The organism is Bifidobacterium sp. B4081, from assembly GCF_026537335.1.
Taxonomy (GTDB): Bacteria; Actinomycetota; Actinomycetes; order Actinomycetales; family Bifidobacteriaceae; genus Bombiscardovia.
Window position 1 is genome coordinate 1,227,687 of the sequence record NZ_JAFNMM010000001.1, and the last position, 21,166, is coordinate 1,248,852.

16 protein-coding genes and 1 other RNA gene are annotated in these 21,166 nt (G+C 57.2%); 9 read left to right on the top strand and 8 right to left on the bottom strand.

Annotated features, from left to right (window positions below; translation table 11 throughout):
• Positions 1-72: 72 nt before the first annotated feature.
• On the bottom strand, positions 73-1,473 hold the full coding sequence (locus J3T92_RS05425; RefSeq protein WP_373312900.1) for an RNA polymerase sigma factor: 1,401 nt from the start codon (positions 1,471-1,473) through the stop codon (positions 73-75).
• Between the two features lie 114 nt (positions 1,474-1,587).
• Positions 1,588-2,193, bottom strand: coding sequence for a hypothetical protein (locus tag J3T92_RS05430; RefSeq protein WP_267400130.1), 606 nt, complete (start codon positions 2,191-2,193; stop codon positions 1,588-1,590).
• 175 nt (positions 2,194-2,368) lie between these two features.
• On the opposite strand from J3T92_RS05430, the gene J3T92_RS05435 reads away from it, so the two are divergent.
• Both J3T92_RS05435 and J3T92_RS05440 read left to right on the top strand, forming a co-directional pair.
• The gene (locus tag J3T92_RS05435) at positions 2,369-3,577 is read left to right on the top strand and encodes a polyprenyl synthetase family protein (protein ID WP_267400132.1); all 1,209 of its coding nucleotides are present in this window, start codon (positions 2,369-2,371) and stop codon (positions 3,575-3,577) included.
• Positions 3,578-3,596: 19 nt separating this feature from the next.
• Positions 3,597-5,750, top strand: coding sequence for a Stk1 family PASTA domain-containing Ser/Thr kinase (locus tag J3T92_RS05440; RefSeq protein ID WP_267400133.1), 2,154 nt, complete (start codon positions 3,597-3,599; stop codon positions 5,748-5,750).
• A 12-nt stretch (positions 5,751-5,762) separates the two neighbouring features.
• On the opposite strand, the gene J3T92_RS05445 is transcribed toward J3T92_RS05440, so the two are convergent.
• Positions 5,763-6,461, bottom strand: a complete 699-nt coding sequence (locus J3T92_RS05445; protein WP_267400135.1) for a lysophospholipid acyltransferase family protein — start codon at positions 6,459-6,461, stop codon at positions 5,763-5,765.
• Between the two features lie 48 nt (positions 6,462-6,509).
• On the opposite strand from J3T92_RS05445, the gene J3T92_RS05450 reads away from it, so the two are divergent.
• Positions 6,510-7,055, top strand: a complete 546-nt coding sequence (locus J3T92_RS05450) for a hypothetical protein (protein ID WP_267400136.1) — start codon at positions 6,510-6,512, stop codon at positions 7,053-7,055.
• Positions 7,056-7,136: 81 nt separating this feature from the next.
• Here J3T92_RS05450 and trpD read toward each other — a convergent pair whose 3' ends face one another.
• The 3 genes from trpD to hpf form a co-directional block, all read right to left on the bottom strand.
• A complete protein-coding gene (trpD, locus tag J3T92_RS05455; RefSeq protein WP_267400137.1) occupies positions 7,137-8,237 on the bottom strand; it encodes an anthranilate phosphoribosyltransferase in 1,101 nt (366 codons plus the stop codon).
• 230 nt (positions 8,238-8,467) lie between these two features.
• Positions 8,468-11,440 carry a preprotein translocase subunit SecA gene (secA, locus tag J3T92_RS05460; RefSeq protein WP_267400139.1) on the bottom strand — a complete coding sequence of 991 codons (2,973 nt, stop codon included), beginning with the start codon at positions 11,438-11,440 and terminating at the stop codon, positions 8,468-8,470.
• 225 nt (positions 11,441-11,665) lie between these two features.
• Positions 11,666-12,340 (bottom strand): ribosome hibernation-promoting factor, HPF/YfiA family, encoded by a 675-nt coding sequence (gene hpf, locus J3T92_RS05465; RefSeq protein ID WP_267400141.1) that lies wholly within the window; start codon positions 12,338-12,340, stop codon positions 11,666-11,668.
• A 413-nt stretch (positions 12,341-12,753) separates the two neighbouring features.
• On the opposite strand from hpf, the gene J3T92_RS05470 reads away from it, so the two are divergent.
• The 6 genes from J3T92_RS05470 to rnpB all read left to right on the top strand — a co-directional run bounded on the left by J3T92_RS05470 (position 12,754) and on the right by rnpB (position 19,030).
• Positions 12,754-14,190 (top strand): hypothetical protein, encoded by a 1,437-nt coding sequence (locus J3T92_RS05470; RefSeq protein ID WP_267400142.1) that lies wholly within the window; start codon positions 12,754-12,756, stop codon positions 14,188-14,190.
• Between the two features lie 85 nt (positions 14,191-14,275).
• Complete coding sequence (locus J3T92_RS05475) at positions 14,276-15,625, top strand: ABC transporter substrate-binding protein (protein WP_267400143.1); 1,350 nt, start codon at positions 14,276-14,278, stop codon at positions 15,623-15,625.
• 63 nt (positions 15,626-15,688) lie between these two features.
• Positions 15,689-16,561, top strand: coding sequence for a carbohydrate ABC transporter permease (locus J3T92_RS05480; RefSeq protein WP_267400144.1), 873 nt, complete (start codon positions 15,689-15,691; stop codon positions 16,559-16,561).
• Positions 16,558-17,445, top strand: a complete 888-nt coding sequence (locus J3T92_RS05485; RefSeq protein ID WP_267400145.1) for a carbohydrate ABC transporter permease — start codon at positions 16,558-16,560, stop codon at positions 17,443-17,445. The genes J3T92_RS05480 and J3T92_RS05485 overlap by 4 nt, the downstream gene beginning before the upstream one ends.
• On the top strand, positions 17,442-18,518 hold the full coding sequence (locus J3T92_RS05490) for a LacI family DNA-binding transcriptional regulator (protein WP_267400146.1): 1,077 nt from the start codon (positions 17,442-17,444) through the stop codon (positions 18,516-18,518). Before J3T92_RS05485 ends, J3T92_RS05490 begins: the two co-directional genes overlap by 4 nt.
• A 135-nt stretch (positions 18,519-18,653) precedes the next feature.
• Positions 18,654-19,030: RNase P RNA component class A (rnpB, locus tag J3T92_RS05495), an RNA gene on the top strand.
• Between the two features lie 50 nt (positions 19,031-19,080).
• On the opposite strand, the gene J3T92_RS05500 is transcribed toward rnpB, so the two are convergent.
• Together J3T92_RS05500 and J3T92_RS05505 are read right to left on the bottom strand one after the other, a co-directional pair.
• A complete protein-coding gene (locus J3T92_RS05500; RefSeq protein WP_267400147.1) occupies positions 19,081-20,133 on the bottom strand; it encodes a DNA-processing protein DprA in 1,053 nt (350 codons plus the stop codon).
• A gap of 117 nt (positions 20,134-20,250) precedes the next feature.
• Entirely contained in the window at positions 20,251-21,165 is a 915-nt protein-coding gene (locus J3T92_RS05505; protein ID WP_267400148.1) for a regulatory protein RecX, read from the bottom strand.
• Position 21,166: the final 1 nt, after the last annotated feature.

A 21,166-nucleotide genomic window follows, 5' to 3' on the forward strand; every position in this document is an offset into this window, starting at 1 on the left:
GCTTACGCACCGATGACCATTTCTAGCAAGGAGGCCTCGACAGTGTCAGGGCCTCCCCGTCGGGCGCAGAGGTCACTGATCCAGGAAGTCACGCAGGGTCTGCGAGCGCGAGGGATGCCGCAGCTTGGACATGGTCTTGGACTCGATCTGGCGGATGCGTTCACGAGTGACCCCGTAGACTCGGCCGATGTCGTCCAGGGTCTTGGGCTGCCCATCCTCCAAGCCATAGCGCATCTTGATGACACCGGCCTCACGGGGGCTCAGGGTCTCAAGAACCTGCTGGAACTGTTCCTGCAGCAGGGAGAAGGCCACAGCATCCGAGGGGGCGATGGCGTCGGTGTCCTCGATCAGGTCGCCGAACTCCGAGTCGCCGTCCTCACCCAGAGGGGTGTGCAGGGAGATGGGCTCACGTCCGTACTTCTGGACCTCCTGGACCTTCTCGACGGGCATGTCCAGCTCCCTGGCCAGTTCGTCGGGGGTGGGCTCGCGGCCCAGATCCTGCAGCATCTGACGCTGGACGCGGGAAAGCTTGTTGATGACCTCGACCATGTGGACGGGCACGCGGATGGTGCGGGCCTGGTCGGCCATGGCGCGGGTGATGGCCTGACGAATCCACCAGGTGGCATAGGTGGAGAACTTGTAGCCCTTGGTGTAGTCGAACTTCTCCACAGCACGGATCAGACCCAGATTGCCTTCCTGGATCAGGTCCAGGAAGAGCATGCCCCTGCCCGTGTAGCGCTTGGCCAGGGAGACCACCAGTCGCAGGTTGGCCTCCAGCAGATGGTCCTTGGCCTTCTTCCCATCGTTGGCGGCCCACTTGAGCTCGCGGCGACGCTTGAAGTCCATACCCTCGCCCTCGGTATCCAGCAGATGCTGGGCATAGAGGCCGGCCTCGATGCGCTCCGAGAGGTCCACCTCCTGCTCGGCGTTCAGCAGGCTGACGCGGCCGATCTGCTTGAGGTAGTCCTTGACAGGGTCCGCAGTGGCGCCGGCGGTGACCACGCGACGCTTGGGATTGCCAGAGGGGGTGACATTCTCATCGTCATCGGAATCGTCGACGACGAAAGCGCCCTTGACCTTGGCGGCAAGGGCATGGGCGGCCTTGCGGTCCTCCTCGGCCTCATCATGGACCTGGGAGGCCTCATCCTCCTCCTGATCGTCCTCGTCGGGCTCGTCCTCCAGCTGGTCGTCGTCCTCCTGATCCTCCAGCAGATCCTCGTCGGGCTCCTGCTCCTCCTGCTGCAGGATGGGCTTCTCTTCGACCTTCTTGGTGGTCTTGGAGGCCGGACGGCGGTTCCTCTTGGTCGCCGAGGTGCTAGTAGCGGCGCTCTTACGGGACGTGGTCTTGCGGGACGCCTTGCTGCTGGTCTTGGACCTGGTGGTGGTCTTGGTCCTGCCGGCAGTCGAACTGCTACGGCCCTTTGCGGTATCCACTGCGGCTGTCTTGGCTGACTTGGTGTCCTTCGTGGCCAAATTCTCCTCCTGGATCATCCCACCCGCCGACACTGCTTTAAGGGCACAGCTATGGCAAGGTCAAATCGTAGACTCATTACAGTGAACCACCCCAGGGGGACGATTATTCCCGATTCAGCTCAATTGCCTCCAAGCCGGATCGATGCCACGGCCTATCAAGGCCAGGACGATGGCGGCCAGACTGCAGGAACGGTCGTCTGCCAGGGCTTTCTGCGCAAACCCCGATGCTCGGGATCCCCCACTCCACCAGTCGACATAGGCCGCGACCGCCAGTGGCTGGGACCGAAACCCCGGGGGAACCTGATCCGCCATGGCTTCAAGCATGGCAAGCCCTGCACGACAGCGGGGCTGGTCCGGCCGTGTCGCAGTGTCCTTGAAGACCGCATCCAGGATGCTGCAGAGCGCCGTCACATTCGACGGATCATTGGGACGAACACACAGGTCCATCAACCGATCGCTGTCCAGACCAGGCTCAGGCGCCAGCATTGACAAAATAAGCCCGTCGCGTATGGCCAGAGTCTCCTTTGTGGCCACGGCCAGGCAGTCTGCCGAGTCGGAGTCCAACTGCTGGCGCGCCTGCGGCCCCTTCAAACCAGCGATCCAGTCTGTCAACGGTTGCTGGAGCCATCGTCTGTCGGCCTCTTCCACACCCCATCGTCGTCGGCCCTCTCGGTAGTTCTCCACCAGTTCCTTCATACCTTTTTCATTTGCGTCGTCCATGCCTTCAGCGCCTCCCATCCGCTCCCGGCATGGGAACCGGGAGCCTTGGCACCATCCTGATCCAGTTGGCACCGTGAGGAAGGCTCCAACCGATCATGTGGTCAAGTGACGTCATCCATCCACCACGGTCCCGGCAGCCTGTCCGCTGGGCAGATATGCGGATAGGCTCTAAGGCATGAAAAGCGTGACTGCAGCACGGGTCGAACAGCGCATAGAGGAACTGCTCCAGCGCCGTTGCGACCACCTGATTGCTCCAGAACCCGGACCGGACCACCCCCGGGACCAGGACCCCTCCCAGGAGGCTTTGCATGAGGTCATCCTCCAGGCAATCGAGGCCGGCCGCGGCGGCAAACGCCTGCGCGCCCTGCTGCTCTGCGACGTCTGGCGGGCTTTGGATTCCGAGCAGAATCCCGACCGTGAACAGGCGGTGGTGGACCTTGCCTGCGCCTTGGAGGTCTATCAGACCAGCGCGCTGGTCCATGACGACATCATCGACGGTTCCCCCCGTCGTCGGGGCCGCCCTGCCACCCACCTGGCCCTGAGCCGGTCGGTTGCCGGAAACGACTCGAGCGGCCGGGCACCCGCAAGACCTGATGTCCGCGGCACCGGTCTGGGCATCCTGCTTGGCGACCTGCTGGCATCGCTGAGCACGGACATGGCCCTCCAGGCGGCTGCCGGGCTGCCTCAGGGACCGGCCATCGGAAGAACCTTCCAAGCCATGCAGACGGCTGTGGTCACCGGCCAGGTCCTGGACATGGGCATGGAGGAGGCCTGTCTGGACAATCCGGAACGCCTGCGCCGCCAGGCCCTGCACACCATGGCCTGGAAGACCGCCTCCTACACCACCCTGACCCCGCTGGCTCTGGGCCTGTTGGCCGCCGGAGCAGACATGGAGGAGCACAAAGAGTCGGTGCGCGCCCTGGGTCTGGACCTGGGGCTGGCCTACCAGCTGGCGGACGATCTCTTGGACGTCACAGGCGACGACCGACGCACCGGCAAACCTGTGGGTGGCGATATCCGCGAGGGCAAGCGGACCGTCCTCCTGGCCGACACCCTGGCCATGGCCGATTCTGATCAGGCCAAAGAGGTTCGTCGAATCTACGATTCCCCGGCCGAACGCCGCAAGGATAGCCAGGTGAATATGGTCCGTGATCTGATGCAGTCCTGTGGAGCCGTAGAGGCCAGCCGTCAACGCATGGCCGACCTGTCCGTCCGAGCCCAGGCCCGAGCCCAGGCCCTGGCCCATGATCTGCATCTGCCGGCAAGTGGCCGAACCATATTCCTCGAGGCCTGCCGACGCTTCCTGCCGCTTGCCACCACCGCCGGGTATCATGAACGTGTATCTTCCATTGATGCCGAGGCCGGTCAGGCCTCCGAGGTGTAGAGGGCCGGACAAGACGAGCATGAGTGAAGCGGACGAGAGGACCAGCGACCGGATCATCGACGGGCGCTACCGCATTCTGCGTGAGATCGCACAGGGTGGCATGGCCACGGTCTACGAGGCTTTGGACCAGCGGCTGTCCAGGCACGTGGCGGTCAAGATCATGCACACCATGCTGGCCCAGGGACCGCACAGGGCCCAGTTCGAGGAGCGTTTCCGCCGGGAGGCCAGGTCCGCGGCCGCCATCGCCAACCCCCACATCGTCCAGGTCTACGACACGGGCGTCGATCAGGGGCTGGATTACCTGGTCATGGAGTATGTCCACGGCATCAGCCTGCGGCGGGACATGGCCCGGCAGGGCGTCTACCCCCTGAAGGAGACCCTGCGCATCTTGGGCGAGATCCTGGACGGCCTGGCCTCCGCCCACCGAGCCGGCGTCATCCACCGCGACATCAAGCCGGAAAACATTCTTATCAACGACCGCGGCCATGTGGAGATCACCGACTTCGGTCTGGCCCGCGCCGCAGCCCAGGCCACCCTGTCCTCGACTGGCATGCTCATGGGCACGGCCGCCTACCTGGCACCCGAGACCATCGAAAACAATGAGGCCTCACCCCAGAGCGACCTCTACGCCGTGGGGATTATCGCCTACGAGATGCTGACCGGCACGGTTCCCTTCGCCAGCGACAATCCGGTGACCATCGTCTTCAAGCACGTCCACGAGGATGTCCCCTCCCTGGCCAGGGTCTGTCCCAGAATCGATCCATCTGTGGCCGCCCTGGTCTCCGCGATGACCGACCGCTCCCCCGAAAATCGCCCGGATGACGCCGGCAAGGCCCTGGAAAGCCTGAGAAAGGTGGTCAAGGGACTGGACCGGCAAGCCTTGGACTACGTGCTGCCAGCAGCAAGCGGACAGCCCGCGTCCGCCATCGCCGGAACCTCTGATCAGGAGACTACGGCACCCAGCGACGACGAAGCTGCAGCAACAGACCCGGAGAATTCGGACACGGTTCCGTCTGTGCCCGCCCCGCCTGAAACCGATGCGGACGCAGCGACCAGACGCTATCGGCTCAACGACGTGGACACCCCCTCCCGAGCCGAGACCACGACCGTTCTGCAGCCTCAGAATCCGACAGCACCTTCAGCCGATGCAAAGACCCTGCGGCAAGGCGCTGAAGCGGCTCAACCCCAGCACAAGCACAGGCATCGGGGCTTGATCATCACGCTTGTAGTCCTGCTGGTGCTTGCCCTGGCCGGAGGCGGCGGTGGCGCCTGGTGGTACTTCCTGGGTCCGGGCAGCTATGTCGCCCTGCCCAAGCCGGATGACGTCTCCTGCTCCGAGAACCAGGAGTGCAAGGTCGTCGGCGCCGACTTCGCCAAATACGCCCGCACACTCAAGGTCGCAGGCATCGAGGTCGACACCGCCTACGACTTCAGCGACCAGGTGGCCAAGGGAGCCGTCATGGCCGCCGATCCCGATACTGTCGGAGCCCATATCAGCAAGAGGGGCGGCAGGCTCAAATTGACCGTCTCCAAGGGAGTGCGCCAGGCCACGGTACCCAAGGACCTCCTCATGCCGGAAACATCCAACGGCAAGGATCCGGTGCATGCTCTGAAGGCAGCCGGGTTCGACAGGATCGACCACGACACGTCCAAGGACCAATACTCCATGGACATCCCCGAAGGAGCGGCCATTTCAGTGGACCCGGCCCCAGGGACCAAGACCCGTCACGATGCCAAGGTCAGCCTGGTCCTGTCCAAGGGTAGGATGCCTGTGGCCATGCCCGATATCGTCGGCAAGGCCAGGGATGAGGCCAAGGCGGCCCTGGAAGCCCTCCGGCTCAAGGTCAGCTACAGTGAGGACTGGTCCGACAAGGTGCCACGCAACCAGGTGATATCCGCCTCTCACCAGGCCCAGGAACAGCTCCATTGGGGCGATGCGGTCAACGTGGTGATCTCCAAGGGTCCACAGTCCATCACCATGCCCGACGTGAAAGGCAAGAGCCAGGACGAGGCCACCCGGATTCTGGAGGGATACGGGCTCAAGGTCAACATTTCCGCTCCTCTGGGCAACCTGACCCATACGGTGCGCATCCAGGACCCCAATCCCGGCAGTCAGGTCAAGGTGCTCAACGATGACGGCTCGCCGGCCGTCGTGACCTTGACCGTCGTCTGAACCCTTGGGAAGTCAGTCCAGCTCCTGAGTGTTCTCATGGTTTTCATGTGCCTTGATGACCTGGGCATACACGTCCACGTATCGTTGCCCGCTCATCTCCTGGATCTCCTGCATGATCCGGTCGGTCAGGTTGCGGATCTCCTCATGGGTGAGGCTGTTGACCGGCACATAGGGCACCGTGATGGGCTTGCCGTAGATGACCTTGGTCCTGCCCTTATGAGGAATCACATGGCCGGGCTCCTGAAGCTGCCTGGTGCCGATGATGGCTGCTGGCACCACCGTCGTCCCGGTCTCGAAGGCCAGTCGCGCCGCCCCGGTGTGCCCCCTATAGAGCCTGCCGTCAGGGCTGCGCGTGCCCTCCGGATGGATGCCGAAGATGTGCCCGTGCTCAAGGATGGAACGCGCCGTTTCCATGGCTCCCAGCGACTTGGAGCCGCCTGACCTGTCCACGGGGAAGACTCCGACCGAGCTGAACCACCACTTCTTGAACCTGCCCTTGATCCCCTTGCCGTTGAAATACTCGGCCTTGCCCATGAAGTGGATCATCCGAGGACAGGTGATGGGCAGGAGGGCATCGTCGATGACGGCCAGATGGTTGGAGGCGATGATGGCAGCCCCCTGCTTGGGAATGTTCCCCGTGCCCTCAACGGTCGGTTTGAACCAGGTACGCGCCAACGGACCGAGCAGTTTGACGAAGAACCAGTACAGCACAGAGACTCCTTGGTAGCGAATGCGTGCGGCCGAGGTTACGATGGTTCTATGACCGAGCACAAGCATAACGACGCCGGGAAACAGTATAACAGCGAGGCGGGAACCGGCTCCCCACAGGGGGACGAAGAGTGGGCGGACTTCCTGAACTCGCACGCTGACGAGCTGGGTTCCCTGGAGTCGTCCAAGACGGCCAAGGAATTTGAAAAGAAGGCTCGAAAGTCCGAGAAGAAGGCGGCGCTGAGGGCCGAGGACCTGAAGCGAGACTCCTTCGTCGGCGGCTCAGGACCGCGCGATTTCCAGGGTAGGAGCTGGCTGGACACCGACGAGGTCATGGATCAGTCGTCGAACTTTGTGCCGCCCAACCCCGACCTGAGCGATCTGGGCAGAAGGCGGGTGGCGTTCATGATCATGACGGCGCTGGGCCTGGTCTGCTTCTTCCTGACCATCTTCATTCCCCGCTGGTCCGGCTTGACCGGCCTGCTGGCGGGCCTGCTCCTGCTGATAGGCATCGCAGGACTGATCATCGACCGGAAGAATTTCCGCGATGATTCAAGCGGGCTCTTCGATGACGACGAACGACACTACAGGCGATAATGCCGTGTGCCGCCAAAAAATCGGGCCCCACTGGCTGGAATATCAGCCGGCGGGGCCCAAACAGGTCTAGCAGCAACGAACCTAGACTAAGACCGGACGGGATGCCCGATCCTCTTGCCGGTAATGGGACTGCGCCTCCTGGGCTCCGTGGATCCAGGCTGTCAGGAGGTCGGCGGCCATGCCTTGATCCACAACCTCGGTAGCCAGTTGATAGGCCTGGGCAAACCGCACGTTCAGATCAGCCTCGGGACCGGCATCGATCTGCGTACCGTCAGCCACGATGGCCGAGGCCGCATTGAGCAGGGCCGTGGAACCGGAGGGAACCGACTTTCCAGCCAGGAAGTCCCTGACGACGCTGGCGTTGAAGGCGGGATCGCCGCCGCGCAGGTCATCCAAATCCACCGGGTCGAGGCCCAGTTCACGGGTCGGGTCGAAGGAGCGCTCCTCCACCTTGCCCTGGTGGATCTCCCAGATGGAAACCGGCCCGGTCGGGGCCATCTCGTCAAGGCCCTCGACCGAGGTGTAGACCATGCCCTCCTGGCCGCGTGAGGCATAGACCTGGGCCATCATGGGACTCAGCTGACGCTGGGCGCATCCAATGGCCACATAGCGCGGGTTGACCGGGTTGGTCAGGGGACCCAGCAGGTTGAAGACGGTCGGGATGCCCAGCGAGGAGCGAACAGGTCCGGCAAACCGCATGGCCGGGTGGAAGGTCTTGGCAAAGACGAAGGTGATGCCGTAGCGATCAGCCATGGCAGCCACCTCCTGCGGCGGCAGATCCAAGGGCAGGCCCAGCTGCTCCAGGCAGTCGGCGGTGCCGCTCTTGCTGGAGGCGGCCCGGTTGCCATGCTTGACGATCCTGACCCCTGCTGCGGCAGCCACGATGGCGCCCATGGTCGACAGGTTGACGGTCGCTGCCCCATCGCCGCCGGTGCCGACGATGTCAGTCACATCACCGCTGACCTTCAGCGGCACCGCATGACCCGCCATGGCCTTGGCGGCCCCTTCGACTTCCGGGCTGGTCAGCCCCAGGGTGGACTGCATGGACAGGGCGGCGCCCACCTGTACCGGGTCGGCATTCCCGTCCATCAGGTCGTTCATGCACCACTCGGCCTCATCCGCGCTCAGGTGTCGACCGGACACCAAGGAGTTCAGGACGGATTTCCAGCTAAGTGGCCGCATGATGACTCTTTTCCTTTGAAGAAGCGGGGCCGGATGCCCCGCTGTTTGCTCTAGGTTTACTGCCCTGCCCCTCCCCTACACAAGGTAATCCCATATTCTGGTCACTTATCTACCAATATATGAAAGCAGTCAATCCAATATATGGAAACAGCCACCGCCCTTGCGAGCGATGACCGTCAAACAGATCGGCAACCCTATCTGCAGAAGCCGCTAATCAGTGAGCCTACCTGTCATTTCTTCTCGTTCTGACCGTGGCACATCTTGTACTTGCGTCCAGAGCCGCAGGGGCAAGGAGCGTTACGGGGTGTGCCCGGGAAGGTGCGGCCATCGGCCCAAGGCGAGTGATCCTCTACGGCCTTGGGCCGCTTATTGGCAGGAACCTTCCCCTCGGCATGACTGATGGGAGCAGGCCCAACCGGGGCCGGGGCCGAATCGTCGGAAGCCTCCGAGTCCTCGGCGGACGTGCTCAGACCCGACTGCGCGTCAGCGGCATCCTCTGACTCATCCTTGTCGGAGTCCTCCTGGACGCTGCCCGCCGGGGCATCCTCATCGCGCTCCTCGGCCGTCTCGTCGATGTCGGTGGTCTCGTCTTCGGCATCAGGCTCTTCAGGCGCCTGGTAGTTGACTTCCTCGGACTGGCTTCCCTCGTTTTCTTCACGCTCTTCGCGGGCCCGCCGCTCGTTCTCCTGACTGGCCGCGATCTGCTTGAGGTCCACGTTGAAGAGCAGCTGCACGGTCTGCTCCTTGATGGCGTCGATCATGGAGTTGTACATCTGGTAGCCCTCGCGCTGGTACTCGACCAAGGGGTCGCGCTGACCCATACCGCGCAGGCCGATGCCATCCTTGAGGTAGTCCATCTCATAGAGGTGCTCACGCCACTTGCTGTCCAGGACGGAGAGGACCACCTGGCGCTCCAGCTGCCTGGAGCCCTTCTCGCCCAGTTCATCCTCGCGCTTCTGGTAGATGGACTCGGCATCCTCAACGATCTTGTCCGCCAGGGCCTTGACGGCCTTGTCACCCTTCAGACCCTCCAGGGAGTCCATGCTCTCATCCTGGTCGAGACTGATCGGATAGACGGAGGCCAGCGCCTTCCAGAGCCCGTCAGCATCCCAATCCTGAGGCTTGTCCGAGCCGTTCTGCGCCCCACGGATGTATGAAGTCACGGTCTCACGGATGAAGCGGAGGATGTCCTGGTGGATGTCCTCGCCCTTGAGCACGGCCTGACGCTCGCCGTAGATGACCTGACGCTGCTTGTTCATCACGTCGTCATACTTGAGCACGTTCTTGCGGATCTCGTAGTTGCGGGATTCGACGGACTTCTGCGCATTGCGCACACCCTTGGAGACACTCTTGGTGCCGATGGGTTGACCTTCGGGCAGACTCTTGGAGGACATCATGCGAGCCACCAGCTGGGTGTTGAACAGGCGCATCAGGTCATCCTCCAGGCTCAGGTAGAACCTGGACTCACCGGGGTCGCCCTGACGGCCGGAACGGCCGCGCAGCTGGTTGTCGATGCGGCGAGACTCGTGCCGTTCGGTGCCCAGCACGTAGAGGCCGCCCAGCTTGACAACCTCCTCATGCTCGTCCTTAACCTGTTCCTTGACGGAATCCAGCATCTTGGGCCAGCGCTTCTCATACTCCTCGGGGGTGTCGTCGGGCGAGTAGCCCTGCTCCTTGAGCTTCTGATCGGCAAGGAACTCCACGTTCCCACCCAGCATGATGTCGGTGCCGCGCCCAGCCATGTTGGTGGCCACGGTCACGGCGCCCTTGCGCCCTGCCACGGCTACGACCGCAGCCTCGCGCGCATGCTGCTTGGCGTTGAGTACCTGGTGGTCGATGCCGGCTACGTCCAGCAGGGAGGAGACCACCTCGGAGGACTCCACGGATGCGGTGCCCAACAGGATGGGCTGGCCCTTGGCATGTCGCTTGGCTACATCCCAAACGATGGCGGCCAGCTTCTCCTTCTTGGAGCGGTAGATCAGATCGTCCTGGTCCTTGCGGATCATGGGCTTGTTGGTGGGGATGGGCAGCACGCCCAGCTTGTAGGTGTTCATGAACTCGGCGGCCTCGGTCTCGGCCGTTCCGGTCATGCCCGCCAGCTTGTCGTACATGCGGAAGTAGTTCTGCAGGGTGATGGTGGCGAAGGTCTGGTTCTCGGCCTTGACCTCCACGCCCTCCTTGGCCTCGATGGCCTGGTGGAGGCCCTCGTTGTAGCGGCGGCCCTTGAGCAGACGGCCCGTGTGTTCGTCCACGATCAGGACCTCGCCGTTCTGAACCACATAGTCGCGATCGCGCAGGAAGAGCTCCTTGGCCTTGATGGCGTTGTTCAGGTATCCGATCAGGGCGGTGTTGGCGGGCTCGTAAAGGTTGTCGATGCCCAGGTAGTCCTCCACCTTGGTGATGCCCGGATCCAGGATGCCGACGACCTTCTTCTTCTCGTCGACCTCGTAGTCCTCATCCCTGGTGAGCTTGGGGACCAGCTTGGCGAACTGCCGATACCATCGGGTCACGTCGCCCTCGGCGGGTCCGGAGATGATCAGAGGAGTTCGTGCCTCGTCAATCAGAATGGAATCCACCTCGTCCACGATGGCGAAGTGGTGGCCGCGCTGAACCAGCTCGTCCTTGTCCCAGGCCATGTTGTCACGCAGGTAGTCGAAGCCGAATTCGTTGTTAGTGCCGTAGGTGATGTCCGCCTGGTACTGCTTGCGACGCTCGTTGGGGCGCTGGTCGGTGATGATGCAGCCCACGCTCATGCCCAGGAAGCGGAAGATGCGTCCCATGAGCTCGCTCTGGTAGGAGGCCAGGTAGTCGTTGACCGTGACCACATGCACGCCCTTGCCCTCCAAGGCGTTCAGATAGCTGGGCAGGGTGGCCACCAAAGTCTTGCCCTCGCCGGTCTTCATCTCGGCGATGTTGCCCCAGTGCAGAGCCGCGCCGCCCATCAGCTGGACATCGAAGTGCCGCTGGCCCAGGGTGCGCTTGGAAACCTCGCGAACCGTGGCGAAGGCTTCGGGCATCAGGGAATCGAGGGATTCGCCGTTCTCCAGTCGCTGCTTGAACTTGGGCGTCTGCGCCTTGAGCTCTTCATCGGACATGGCCGAGATCTGATCCTCGAAGGCGTTGGTCGCCTTGGCCACCCCCTGAAGCTTGCGAATCTGACGACCCTCGCCCATACGGAGGACCTTGTCCAAGACTGCTACCACGTTGCGCTCCCTACCGTTCTTTTATGGCCTTCGCACGCCCTCAGCTGACGTAGGCCCAGACCTTGATTATCTTACGCGAATGCACCGATTTTCTCGAAACCGATGGTTCCACAAACCCGACTGTGGCCCTGGCAGCCGGACCGGGCATTGAAGAAGGGCGATTCTCCGAGGTCAGGCCAATCTGCCGCCGGGGAATCGCCCCACAGTTCAATATCCGTTTTACCGTTACTTCTTCTGGCCTACATGCTCAGGCGTATCGATCTCGAAGACGCCATAGCTCCAACCATGCCGACGGTAGACCACCGACGGCCGCTGGGTCTCCTTGTTGACGAAGAGGAAGAAGTCATGGCCGATCAGCTCCATCTCGTAGAGGGCCTCGTCGATGCTCATGGGCTCCGCGATGTGCAGCTTGCGGCGGATGACGATGGGGGTGTCTCCCACCTGCACCTCGACCGACTGGCCCGGAGCCAGATCCGAGGCCACGGCGCTCTGGGCGCTGTTGTCGGGATTGGACTCCTGGCCCTGATCTCCCTGGTCGCCTGCCTGGTCGTCCACGGGCAGTTCGACGGGCAGAGGTGGATGCTCCAGTCCGCGGCGGTGATCCTTGCGGCGGTCGCGGACCCGGCGCAGACGCTGGGTCAGCTTGTCCAGGGCCATATCCAGCGCGCTGAACTCGTCGGCGCTGGAAGCCTCGGCCCGAATCACGGTCTTGCCGGCCTGGACCGTGAGCTCCACCCTCTTGGCGCTGTCAGCCTGGCGGGGATTGCCTTCATGTGTCACAACGACCTGGATGCGCTGTGCATCGGGGGCGATGGCCGTCACCCTGTTCATCTTGCTGTCCACAACATCGCGGAACCGCTGCTTGATTTGGGTATGTCGACCGGTAATGACGATCTCCATGGGAATCTCCTTGCACTTGTGAGCGGACGAACCGCTGGTGCGATGGCGGACTTGGTCACCATCGACTGTGCTTCCGATTTTAGCCGAAAGCCTCTGAATCCGACACTGACTCAAACGACTTCTTGCTTCAAGCTTGCTAGATCAACAAACACACCGTATGCATCGCATTGAATCGGATCTACGCTTTATGACAATTGATCAATACAAAACTTCACCATTGTTACATTTTTAGATCTTGCCAAATAGCACAAGGACAACACCGAGATTACAACGTTTGAACAACCAGTATAGAACTCAGAAATCGCTTATTTTGACAATATCGATATAAATCAATAGTATAGTAAATACAGTTTGTTCAAACGTTCGAACAACGCATTTTGTCATTAATCGCTGCTGAAACGACGAGGTTCTCAATGAGTAGACAAATCTTCTATCAGCCGGTCCGAGGTTGGGTCGGTGACGTTATACCTTTCACTCGCGATGGCGAATTCATGCTCTTCTATCTTGATGAACAGCGCAAGGGCCCTAAAACAGGAATGGGCTGGCGGCTAGTGGGCACAAGAGATCTACGAAACTACCACGATTACGGCCTTGTTCTGCATAACGGTTCATTAGAAGACAAAGACTTTAACGCCTACACTGGCAGCGTTGTAGAGGACGCAAAGGGCACTACCCACCTCTTCTATACAGGAGTCAATCCTGAGATCAAGGATCAGCGAAACCACCCCATTCAGTGGGTGATGCATGCCGTAAGCAATGGCTCCCTCACAGACTGGAGCAAGATTCCTGCCGATACTTTCTGTGCCACTCAGGGGTATGACACATCGGATTGGAGAGATCCATTCGTCTTCTTCAACGAATCTGATCAACTGTGGCATATGCTCATAGCCGCACGCCGCGAAGCCGGCCCATCTCGAAGACAAGGTTTGATTGCTCAATGCGTCTCCGAAGATCTACACACGTGGCGTGCTGTTGATCCCATTTGGGCACCCGACAGGTTCATCACCCACGAGTGCCCAGACCTTTTCCATTGGGGGAAATGGTGGTATCTCGTATATTCAGAATTCTCGGAACGTTTCTGCACGCGTTATCGTATGGCCAGATCTCTTCAAGGGCCATGGTTGAGGCCACCCGATTCGGACAGCATCGATGCACGAGCCTTCTATGCCGCAAAGAGCGTGGAGTGGAATAACAGACGCTTTTTCTTCGGATGGATTCCAACACGCACAGACAACAAAGATGATGGTGCCTGGCAGTGGGCAGGAACCATGTCGGTGCTTGAAGCAATACAGCAGAAGAACGGATCCCTATCATTCCGTATCCCCCACGAAATTAAGGAGGTATTTGGGCTCCCTCAATCCATGGATCAATTCGAATTCGACGTGAATCTGAAAAGAGACGACGGCATGGTGGTCAGGATGAGTTCAGATGAGCTTCCTTCCACATGCTTAGTGCACATTGATTTCATTCTTCACGAGCCTGAACCCGACAACCTTGCTTTTCTAATCAGAAGCTCAGCCGATGGTGACCAAGCATATTCGCTCCGATTAGAGCCCGGATACTCAAGGCTGGTCTTAGACCGCTGGCCCAGGCCAATTACAGGAAAAGAGCAGTGGCAGATATCGGGCGATATTCCTCATTTCGTGGATTTAGAGCGTCCATGCAATCTGTCGATAGGCAAACATGAAGTCGACATTCTTTTGGATAAGGATATCTGCCTTTGCAACGTCGACGGGAAAACTACCCTCCATTCGCGTTTGGAAAATCCTCTTGGTAGCTATTTCGGCATTTGCGTGACAGACGGGGAAGCAACAATCACAGCAGTCACAATATCCACAACCCAACAATGAGACAGGCAAACAATTAAAAAAAAAAAATAAATCTGTCAGCAAAATGACACCCCACCCATACAAATAATCAAAGGAGATTACCAGGATGAGAAAAAATAAGTATGCTGCCATTGCAGCAACGGTAGCTGCATTATTACTAGTAACAGGTTGCGGCAGTGGCGGAGGATCTGGTAAGGCCGAGAGCGTCAACCCTAAGGGCGACATCAAGCCCCGCGAAATTTCATGGCTGCTGTCCAGACCGGCTGACGGGGGAGTCATCAAGGCCATGAAGCAAATTTCTAAAGACTATTCCAAAGAACACCCAGGGTTTTCACTGAAACTAATTACCACGCCTGATCGGCCTTCTTACATTCAAAAATTAGAAACGCTGGCCGCCGCGAATAAACTCCCAGATCTTTTCGACATCGATGCAACACCCTTTGCACAGAAACTGGCCAAGAAGGGAAGCATGGTCAATGTTGAAAAGATGTTGAAGGATATGAAAATCTACGACAACTACCGAACTTCGGCTCTGGACTATCAACGCTTTGATGATGGTAGTTTGTATATGGTTCCTTTTGAGTCACAGATCGAAGTGTTCTTCTACAATAAGGCTTTATTCAAAAAAGCCGGCATCAACATACCGAAGACCCTTGATGACTTTCCTGCCATGTGCACGGCCCTACAGAAAAGCGGCAGCACGCCGATCGCCTTGAACGGTAAGGACATGTGGCCACTGGAACGTTACATGGCTTTTTATCCCTTTAGAGCATCTGGAAATGAGTTTATTAAAAACCTTAAAAAGGGTAATGCTAAACTTTCGAATGCCGAGGGACGCAAAGCGGTAGAGTGGATGGCTAATCTAGGGAAATCACAATGCTTCCAACAAGGATTCTCATCAACTGAATACGCCGATGCTCAGGCACTTTTTACATCCGGCAAAGCAGCCGTTTACAACGATGGGAGCTGGGACCTACCGGCATTAGCCACATCTAAGCTAAATCCAGAAGTCCGCGACGATATTGATTATTTCCTATTGCCAACAACACCCGGCTCCAAAACCACGGAGAATGAGTATGCCGCTCCATCGGGAATAGGAATGGCAATCAACGCTAAGACCTATGATCCGCTAGTTCGCGATTTCATCAAGTATTCCTTAACCAATTATTCGAAGATTTATGCCGATACTGGCCAAATCACCCCGATGAAATCAAGTACTGCAAAAATACCTTCCGACGCTACGCCGCTGTACAAACGCAACTTCGATGATGCAGATAAAGTCGGCAAAGTGACTCTGATGCCTTGGGACACACAGCTTGACTCAACTTCTAATACGCGGTTGCAACAAGAACTGCCCCTCTTGGTCCAGGGCGATATAAGCGTTGATAAGTTTATCAGCACTATGGATAAGGTCATCCAAGAAAACGGGCCCAAAGCTTTCAAAGATTTGAACTGATATTTGACAAACTTCGGGCAGGGCTCTCACCTACAGAGCTCTGCCCGTTTAAAAGGACAAATTATGCTTCCATATAGATCTAAGAAATCAGTTTTGATTTTTATTCTTCCTCCCCTTCTCCTGTACGGAGCTGGTGTACTTTTGCCTGTCATCCAATCTTTGATCATCAGCTTCTTCGATTGGGATGGCATCTCTGACATGAAATTTACTGGACTTGCCAATTACATAAAAATGCTCACTGGAGATTCCGTCTTCTGGCAGTCTTTTGGCAACTCTATGGTCTACCTAGTTATTTGCCTAGTCCTTCAGCTGGGAGGCGCGCTGCTCGTAGCTACGTTGCTCACGGGAATGACTAAAGGTCGGGATTTGGTCAAAACCTTGTACCTCCTGCCAGCAGTCATTTCAACAGTAGCTATCTCGTTTCTTTTCCAGAGAATATACTCGGTTGATCCAAAAGGACTGCTCAATCAAACCTTGGATGCTATAGGGCTGCATTCCTGGACCCATGCCTGGTTATCAGACCCTCATACTGTTCTTTCGGCTGTCTCTATACCGGAAGGATGGCGATTTAGCGGTCTGTACATGCTGATTATCTACGCAGCATTCATGTCAGTCCCACCTGAAATAGAAGAAGCAGCAAGACTGGACGGTGCTAATGGATGGCAACTTTTCACTAAGATTCGTTTCCCCTACATACGACCCGTATGGATCACGACGGTAATCATGGCAGTCACGTATGGACTACGAGGATTCGATATACCTTACCTTCTGACCAATGGACGATATGGGCAACTTGTTACGACTTATATGTACCGGACAGCTTTCTCAAATACCAACTACGGATATGCAAGTGCCATTTCGGTTTTCATCGTTATTGAGTGCTTGATAGCAGTTGCTTTGATCTTCAAGGTCATTTTCAGAAAGGAAGAAGCATGAGTGCAACAAGTACGTTAGCTCTGAAAGGACAGAACAAACCATCTGCTCGCCGAAACAAGCTAAACTTCCATATGGTTTTGAATAGGGTGTTCATAATCCTGATTGTGATAATCCAGGTTTATCCCCTGCTCTGGCTCTTTATCACCAGTCTAAGAACCGAACATGATTTTGCATCCGGCAACGCTTTCGGAGTACCTCACAGCTTCACCTTGGAGAATTACTCAAGAGCATTTCAAGCCGGCAATCTTGGTCAGTATATTTTCAACAGCCTTATCGTTACATTTGGCGCTGATCTGTTGATCGTGATTATGGGCATGATGGCCGCATATGCTATCGAAGTTTTAGGCTTTAAGTGGAGCAAAATAATTCGTATGCTTTTCCTGATGGGCATGATCGTCCCCACTCAGATTGCTTTGGTACCCCTATTCATTGACTATTCTCAAATCAACCTTCTTGACACACGTTTGTCCATGATTATTCCACTAGCGGGTTTCTCAATACCTATGTCGGTTTTTCTTTTCAGCTCCTTTTATCATTATACTCCTCGAGAAAACTATGAAGCAGCTTCCTTAGATGGTGCCGGTCCATACCGCATTTTTATGGAAATAACACTACCTCTATCTCTGAATACGGTCGTAACCGTAGTCCTGGTTAACAGCATTTTCATATGGAATGAATTTATATTCGGCAACACGTTCATCCTGACTGATGGACTGAAGACTATTCCACTCGGGTTGCAAAATTACATTGGAGCCATGGGTAATACTGATTGGACTGCAACTTTTGCTGCCGTATGCGTGACGATTACCCCTCTAATGCTGGTCTTTCTTATACTAAATAAGGCAATGATACAGGGCATTGAAGGCGGGGCTTCTAAAGGATGAACCAACGAAAATCCACAGACGCGAAAGAAGAGGGGGCAAGCAAACCCCATTCGATCAAGAATGAAAGCAAACCGGTGACGCTCAAGGACGTGGCTCAAAGAGCGCACACGTCAGTCTCTACAGTTTCCTTAGTCATGAACAACAAGAAGGTCTCTCGGATTAGTCCCGAAGTTCGAGAGAAAGTGCTGGAATCAATACGTGCATTAGGCTATCGGCCTAATGCTATGGCTCAAAATTTAGTGCGTGGTTACTCACAATTCATAGGCTTGGTTACCGATTCCATTGCAACCACTCCATTCGCAGGGCAAGTTATTCATGGGGCACAGAATGCGGCATGGGAACAAGGATATGTTCTTCTGATTGCCAACACTGAAGGCAACCGAGGCCTTGAAGACGAGGCTATACGAATGTTTTTGCGATACAAGGTCAGGGGGATCGCTTTTTCGACCTGGTATCACCATTCAATCGAAGTACCTAAACCCCTCGAGAATGTTCGAACCGTTCTAGTGAACTGCTTCGGGAATAAGAAAAATTCTCCCCTGGCAATTGTTCCGGATGAAATTCAGGGAGGCCGAACAGCAACACAGCTTTTGCTGGAACGAGGACATTCGAAAATCGCCTTTGTCAATACCAGAGCTGAATCTCCGGCAAAGACTGGGCGCTTGGATGGATACAAGCAAGCCCTAAAAGAGTCTGGCATAACTTTTGATCCATCTTTGACCTTTGAAGTGGAACCCAACCAGGAGGGAGGTCGGAGCGTTGCAAGGCGGGTAAAAGATAGTGGTGCAACAGGAGTTTTTTGTCACAATGATCGAGTGGCTATGGGCCTGTATGACGAACTCCAACGTGGAGGATCCCGCATACCTGATGACATTTCAATCGTCGGCTTTGACGATCAAGAGATCATTGCAGCCCACCTCTCACCACCACTGACCACAGTCGCCCTTCCCCATTACCAACTAGGTTATGAAGGAGTAAAAGCTATACTCAATGAGGATGCACCTATGACTGGTAAACAGCTCGTGGTCTGTCCACCTGTCATAAGGGCATCCGTGGCTACTAACTGGCAATGAATTATTTATCACTACAAAATTGTTAAATGTTCGCTTTTAACTTACACAGTATATTGTTCAAAGATATTTTTGAATATAGCTGAGTAGGTTGTTCCAATTTTGCTAAGGTCCTTGTGAATCTCTATCATGCTAAACGAGACCTCTCGGATGGCCGCGGCCCCTCCTCCTGGGAAGGGCTGAGGAACTTCCGGGCTCCACAGAGCACGATGGCGGATAACTTCCGCCCAGGGCGACCTGAGAGATAGCGCAACAGAGAATAGACCGCTCGCCTTCTAAAGGCGGGCAAGGGTGAAACGGCGGTGTAAGAGACCACCGGGTCGACGGTAACGCCGACCGCATGGCAAGCCTCATCGGGAGCAAGGCCAAGCAGAAGGCATTCAGGGGCTGCTCGTCCCGCCTTCGGGTAGGCCGCTAGAGCCTGGCGGCAACGTCAGGTCGAGATGGATGGCCACCCGTCGTCCGGATTTTATCCGGTCGATGACAGAACCCGGGGTATATGAGAGGTCTCATCTTCTTCCCCTCAGCTACTTTTACACTTGCGATCATTAAAGGTCGGCTGTAGTCAGACCAATAAGACACGTTTGGCATAGGCACTGGCTTGGGCAATTAGACCGTTGATTGCGTCTTGTAACTCACCATTGACCCTCTGTATCGAGTTGATGGCCCTGGCCACATCATCCACATTGGATACGACGTAAACATTGGGCTTATGGGCCAAACGATTGCCCCATTCCGTATGGTCAACTACAACGTCGCGAATTATGATCGGCCGGCCATGATGCTGAGCCTGCCGAGCCTGCACACGGGTTCCGGAATATTCATGGGCTTCAACAATGACCGTAGCGATCCCGTAGCCGCTCATGGTGGCATTACGCGCAGGAAAGGTCCACTTTGCGGGCTCCTGCCAAGGCCAAAATTGCGAAAACACCTGCCCTTTACGTTCGATAAGATCCTGCAATTGGCGATTTTTTGCAGGGTAGTACTTCCCTATGCCCGTACCGATGAAAGCCACCGTACGGCCATGCTCCTGCAGGGCACGATGATGGGCCTCAGCATCCACCCCCAGGGCCAAGCCGGCGATAACGGTCAGGCCTTTACTCACGAGCATTGTTGCGACATCAGAAGCGAAGTGCAAGGCCTCCGGCCCTGCATTGCGCGAACCGACCACGCTGACACCCATATCCTGTTGATTGGGGCTGAGGGAACGCCCCTTGGAAAACAGGAACGGAGGCATATCGACAACTTCACGCAGGCTCAACGGATACCGTTCGTCGAGGACCGACACCATATCCAAACCCTGCTTATCCCAATCGTGAACCAAGGCTTCTGCCTCTTTGTGATCCTGCAGGAGCTGTACACGACTTTGTGCGGTAATCGGTATGTCATCCTCTCCCAACAGGGTCGACTGAATACGGTCGTCATATTCGTCATCCTCATCGGGGTCATCCAGCCGATGGTGCTGCGGGTCAAGCTCATGTTCAAAAACTTGAATAGCGCTACCCTGGCGTACAACCTTCTCAGCGATGGAGCTCCAGGTATCATGAGATTTGTCAATGGTTCTTAGAAGGGCTACAAGTGCTGTATTTTCCTGCAGAAGTTCACTCTTTTTGAGCATCCGACACTTTCACCTTCTAACAGATCTAGAACAAGAGCAGCAGTTCAGGGAAACGGCCATAGCCGCATATTGCCTTGCAAGCTTTCATTCTGGATACCGATAGGTCCATGGCGCATCTCAATCGAGAGGGTCGTCAGAGACGAAAAGGTCTGCTGCCACCTGGTTGAGGAGGCCGGGAGAGTGGCCCTTGCGGGATCCAGCACTCCAGAATCGACGTTTACGCACCTTGAGATCAAGCCCCGCTGTCTTCCGGACCACCTTGTGACCGAGCTCGTAGGCGGAGTCGACGAAGAGTCCCTCACGGGAGGCCTGAGCGACTACCTGCGCAGCCAGCCCCCGATCCAAACCCTTGCGGGTCATCTCCGAGAGAACACCGCGCTCCCCCATGGTGCGATGCAGACAAGAGCGCAGAAGATCCTGGGCATAGGCCTGGTCATCCACCAAACCCAACTTGGTCAGCCGGTCGATCACCTGATCGACCACGTTCGTATCAAACCCCTTGTCAACCAGACGGCGGGCCAGAGCCCCGCTTGAACGGGCCGCAGCATCCAGCAGGGTCAGAGCAGCCTCCCGGCAAGCATCCGCATCATCGGCATCTGCTCGCGGAGCTGCAGGCGCGGAACCCCCACCAAAGCCGCCGGCACGTGGGTGACGGCCACGACGGCGGGTCCTTCTATCGGAACCCCGGGCAGAACGGCGACCACGAGAATGGTGACCTGCCAGGGATTCGTCACCCATATCAGCATTGGCAGCACTGTCTACATCTTCCAGACTACCCCCGAATCGGGCGCCATGCTCCAGACCCAAGGCAGCGGCCTGCACTGGGCGGCTGTCCTCCTTCAAGCTGTCATCCTTCTGCTCAAGGACAGGATCAAGAACTGCCACCGACTCTGCTGGAGCAGGCGCACCCGCAGAGTCTGGCTGCAACTTGTCCGACCGAGAATTCTTCGACTCTGTACTGGAGTCGGCAGAATCCTCGGTCTGTGCCAGTCGGACAGGATTGTCCTTGAGGAAGTCCTCGGCCGAGATCATC

Coding starts and splice junctions, on each gene's coding strand:
- J3T92_RS05430 (WP_267400130.1), bottom strand. CDS start 2,193: ATGGACGACGCAAATGAAAAAGGTATGAAGGAACTGGTGGAGAACTAC.
- J3T92_RS05435 (WP_267400132.1), top strand. CDS start 2,369: ATGAAAAGCGTGACTGCAGCACGGGTCGAACAGCGCATAGAGGAACTG.
- J3T92_RS05440 (WP_267400133.1), top strand. CDS start 3,597: ATGAGTGAAGCGGACGAGAGGACCAGCGACCGGATCATCGACGGGCGC.
- J3T92_RS05450 (WP_267400136.1), top strand. CDS start 6,510: ATGACCGAGCACAAGCATAACGACGCCGGGAAACAGTATAACAGCGAG.
- trpD (WP_267400137.1), bottom strand. CDS start 8,237: ATGCGGCCACTTAGCTGGAAATCCGTCCTGAACTCCTTGGTGTCCGGT.
- hpf (WP_267400141.1), bottom strand. CDS start 12,340: ATGGAGATCGTCATTACCGGTCGACATACCCAAATCAAGCAGCGGTTC.
- J3T92_RS05470 (WP_267400142.1), top strand. CDS start 12,754: ATGAGTAGACAAATCTTCTATCAGCCGGTCCGAGGTTGGGTCGGTGAC.
- J3T92_RS05475 (WP_267400143.1), top strand. CDS start 14,276: ATGAGAAAAAATAAGTATGCTGCCATTGCAGCAACGGTAGCTGCATTA.
- J3T92_RS05480 (WP_267400144.1), top strand. CDS start 15,689: ATGCTTCCATATAGATCTAAGAAATCAGTTTTGATTTTTATTCTTCCT.
- J3T92_RS05485 (WP_267400145.1), top strand. CDS start 16,558: ATGAGTGCAACAAGTACGTTAGCTCTGAAAGGACAGAACAAACCATCT.
- J3T92_RS05490 (WP_267400146.1), top strand. CDS start 17,442: ATGAACCAACGAAAATCCACAGACGCGAAAGAAGAGGGGGCAAGCAAA.
- J3T92_RS05500 (WP_267400147.1), bottom strand. CDS start 20,133: ATGCTCAAAAAGAGTGAACTTCTGCAGGAAAATACAGCACTTGTAGCC.
- J3T92_RS05505 (WP_267400148.1), bottom strand. CDS start 21,165: ATGATCTCGGCCGAGGACTTCCTCAAGGACAATCCTGTCCGACTGGCA.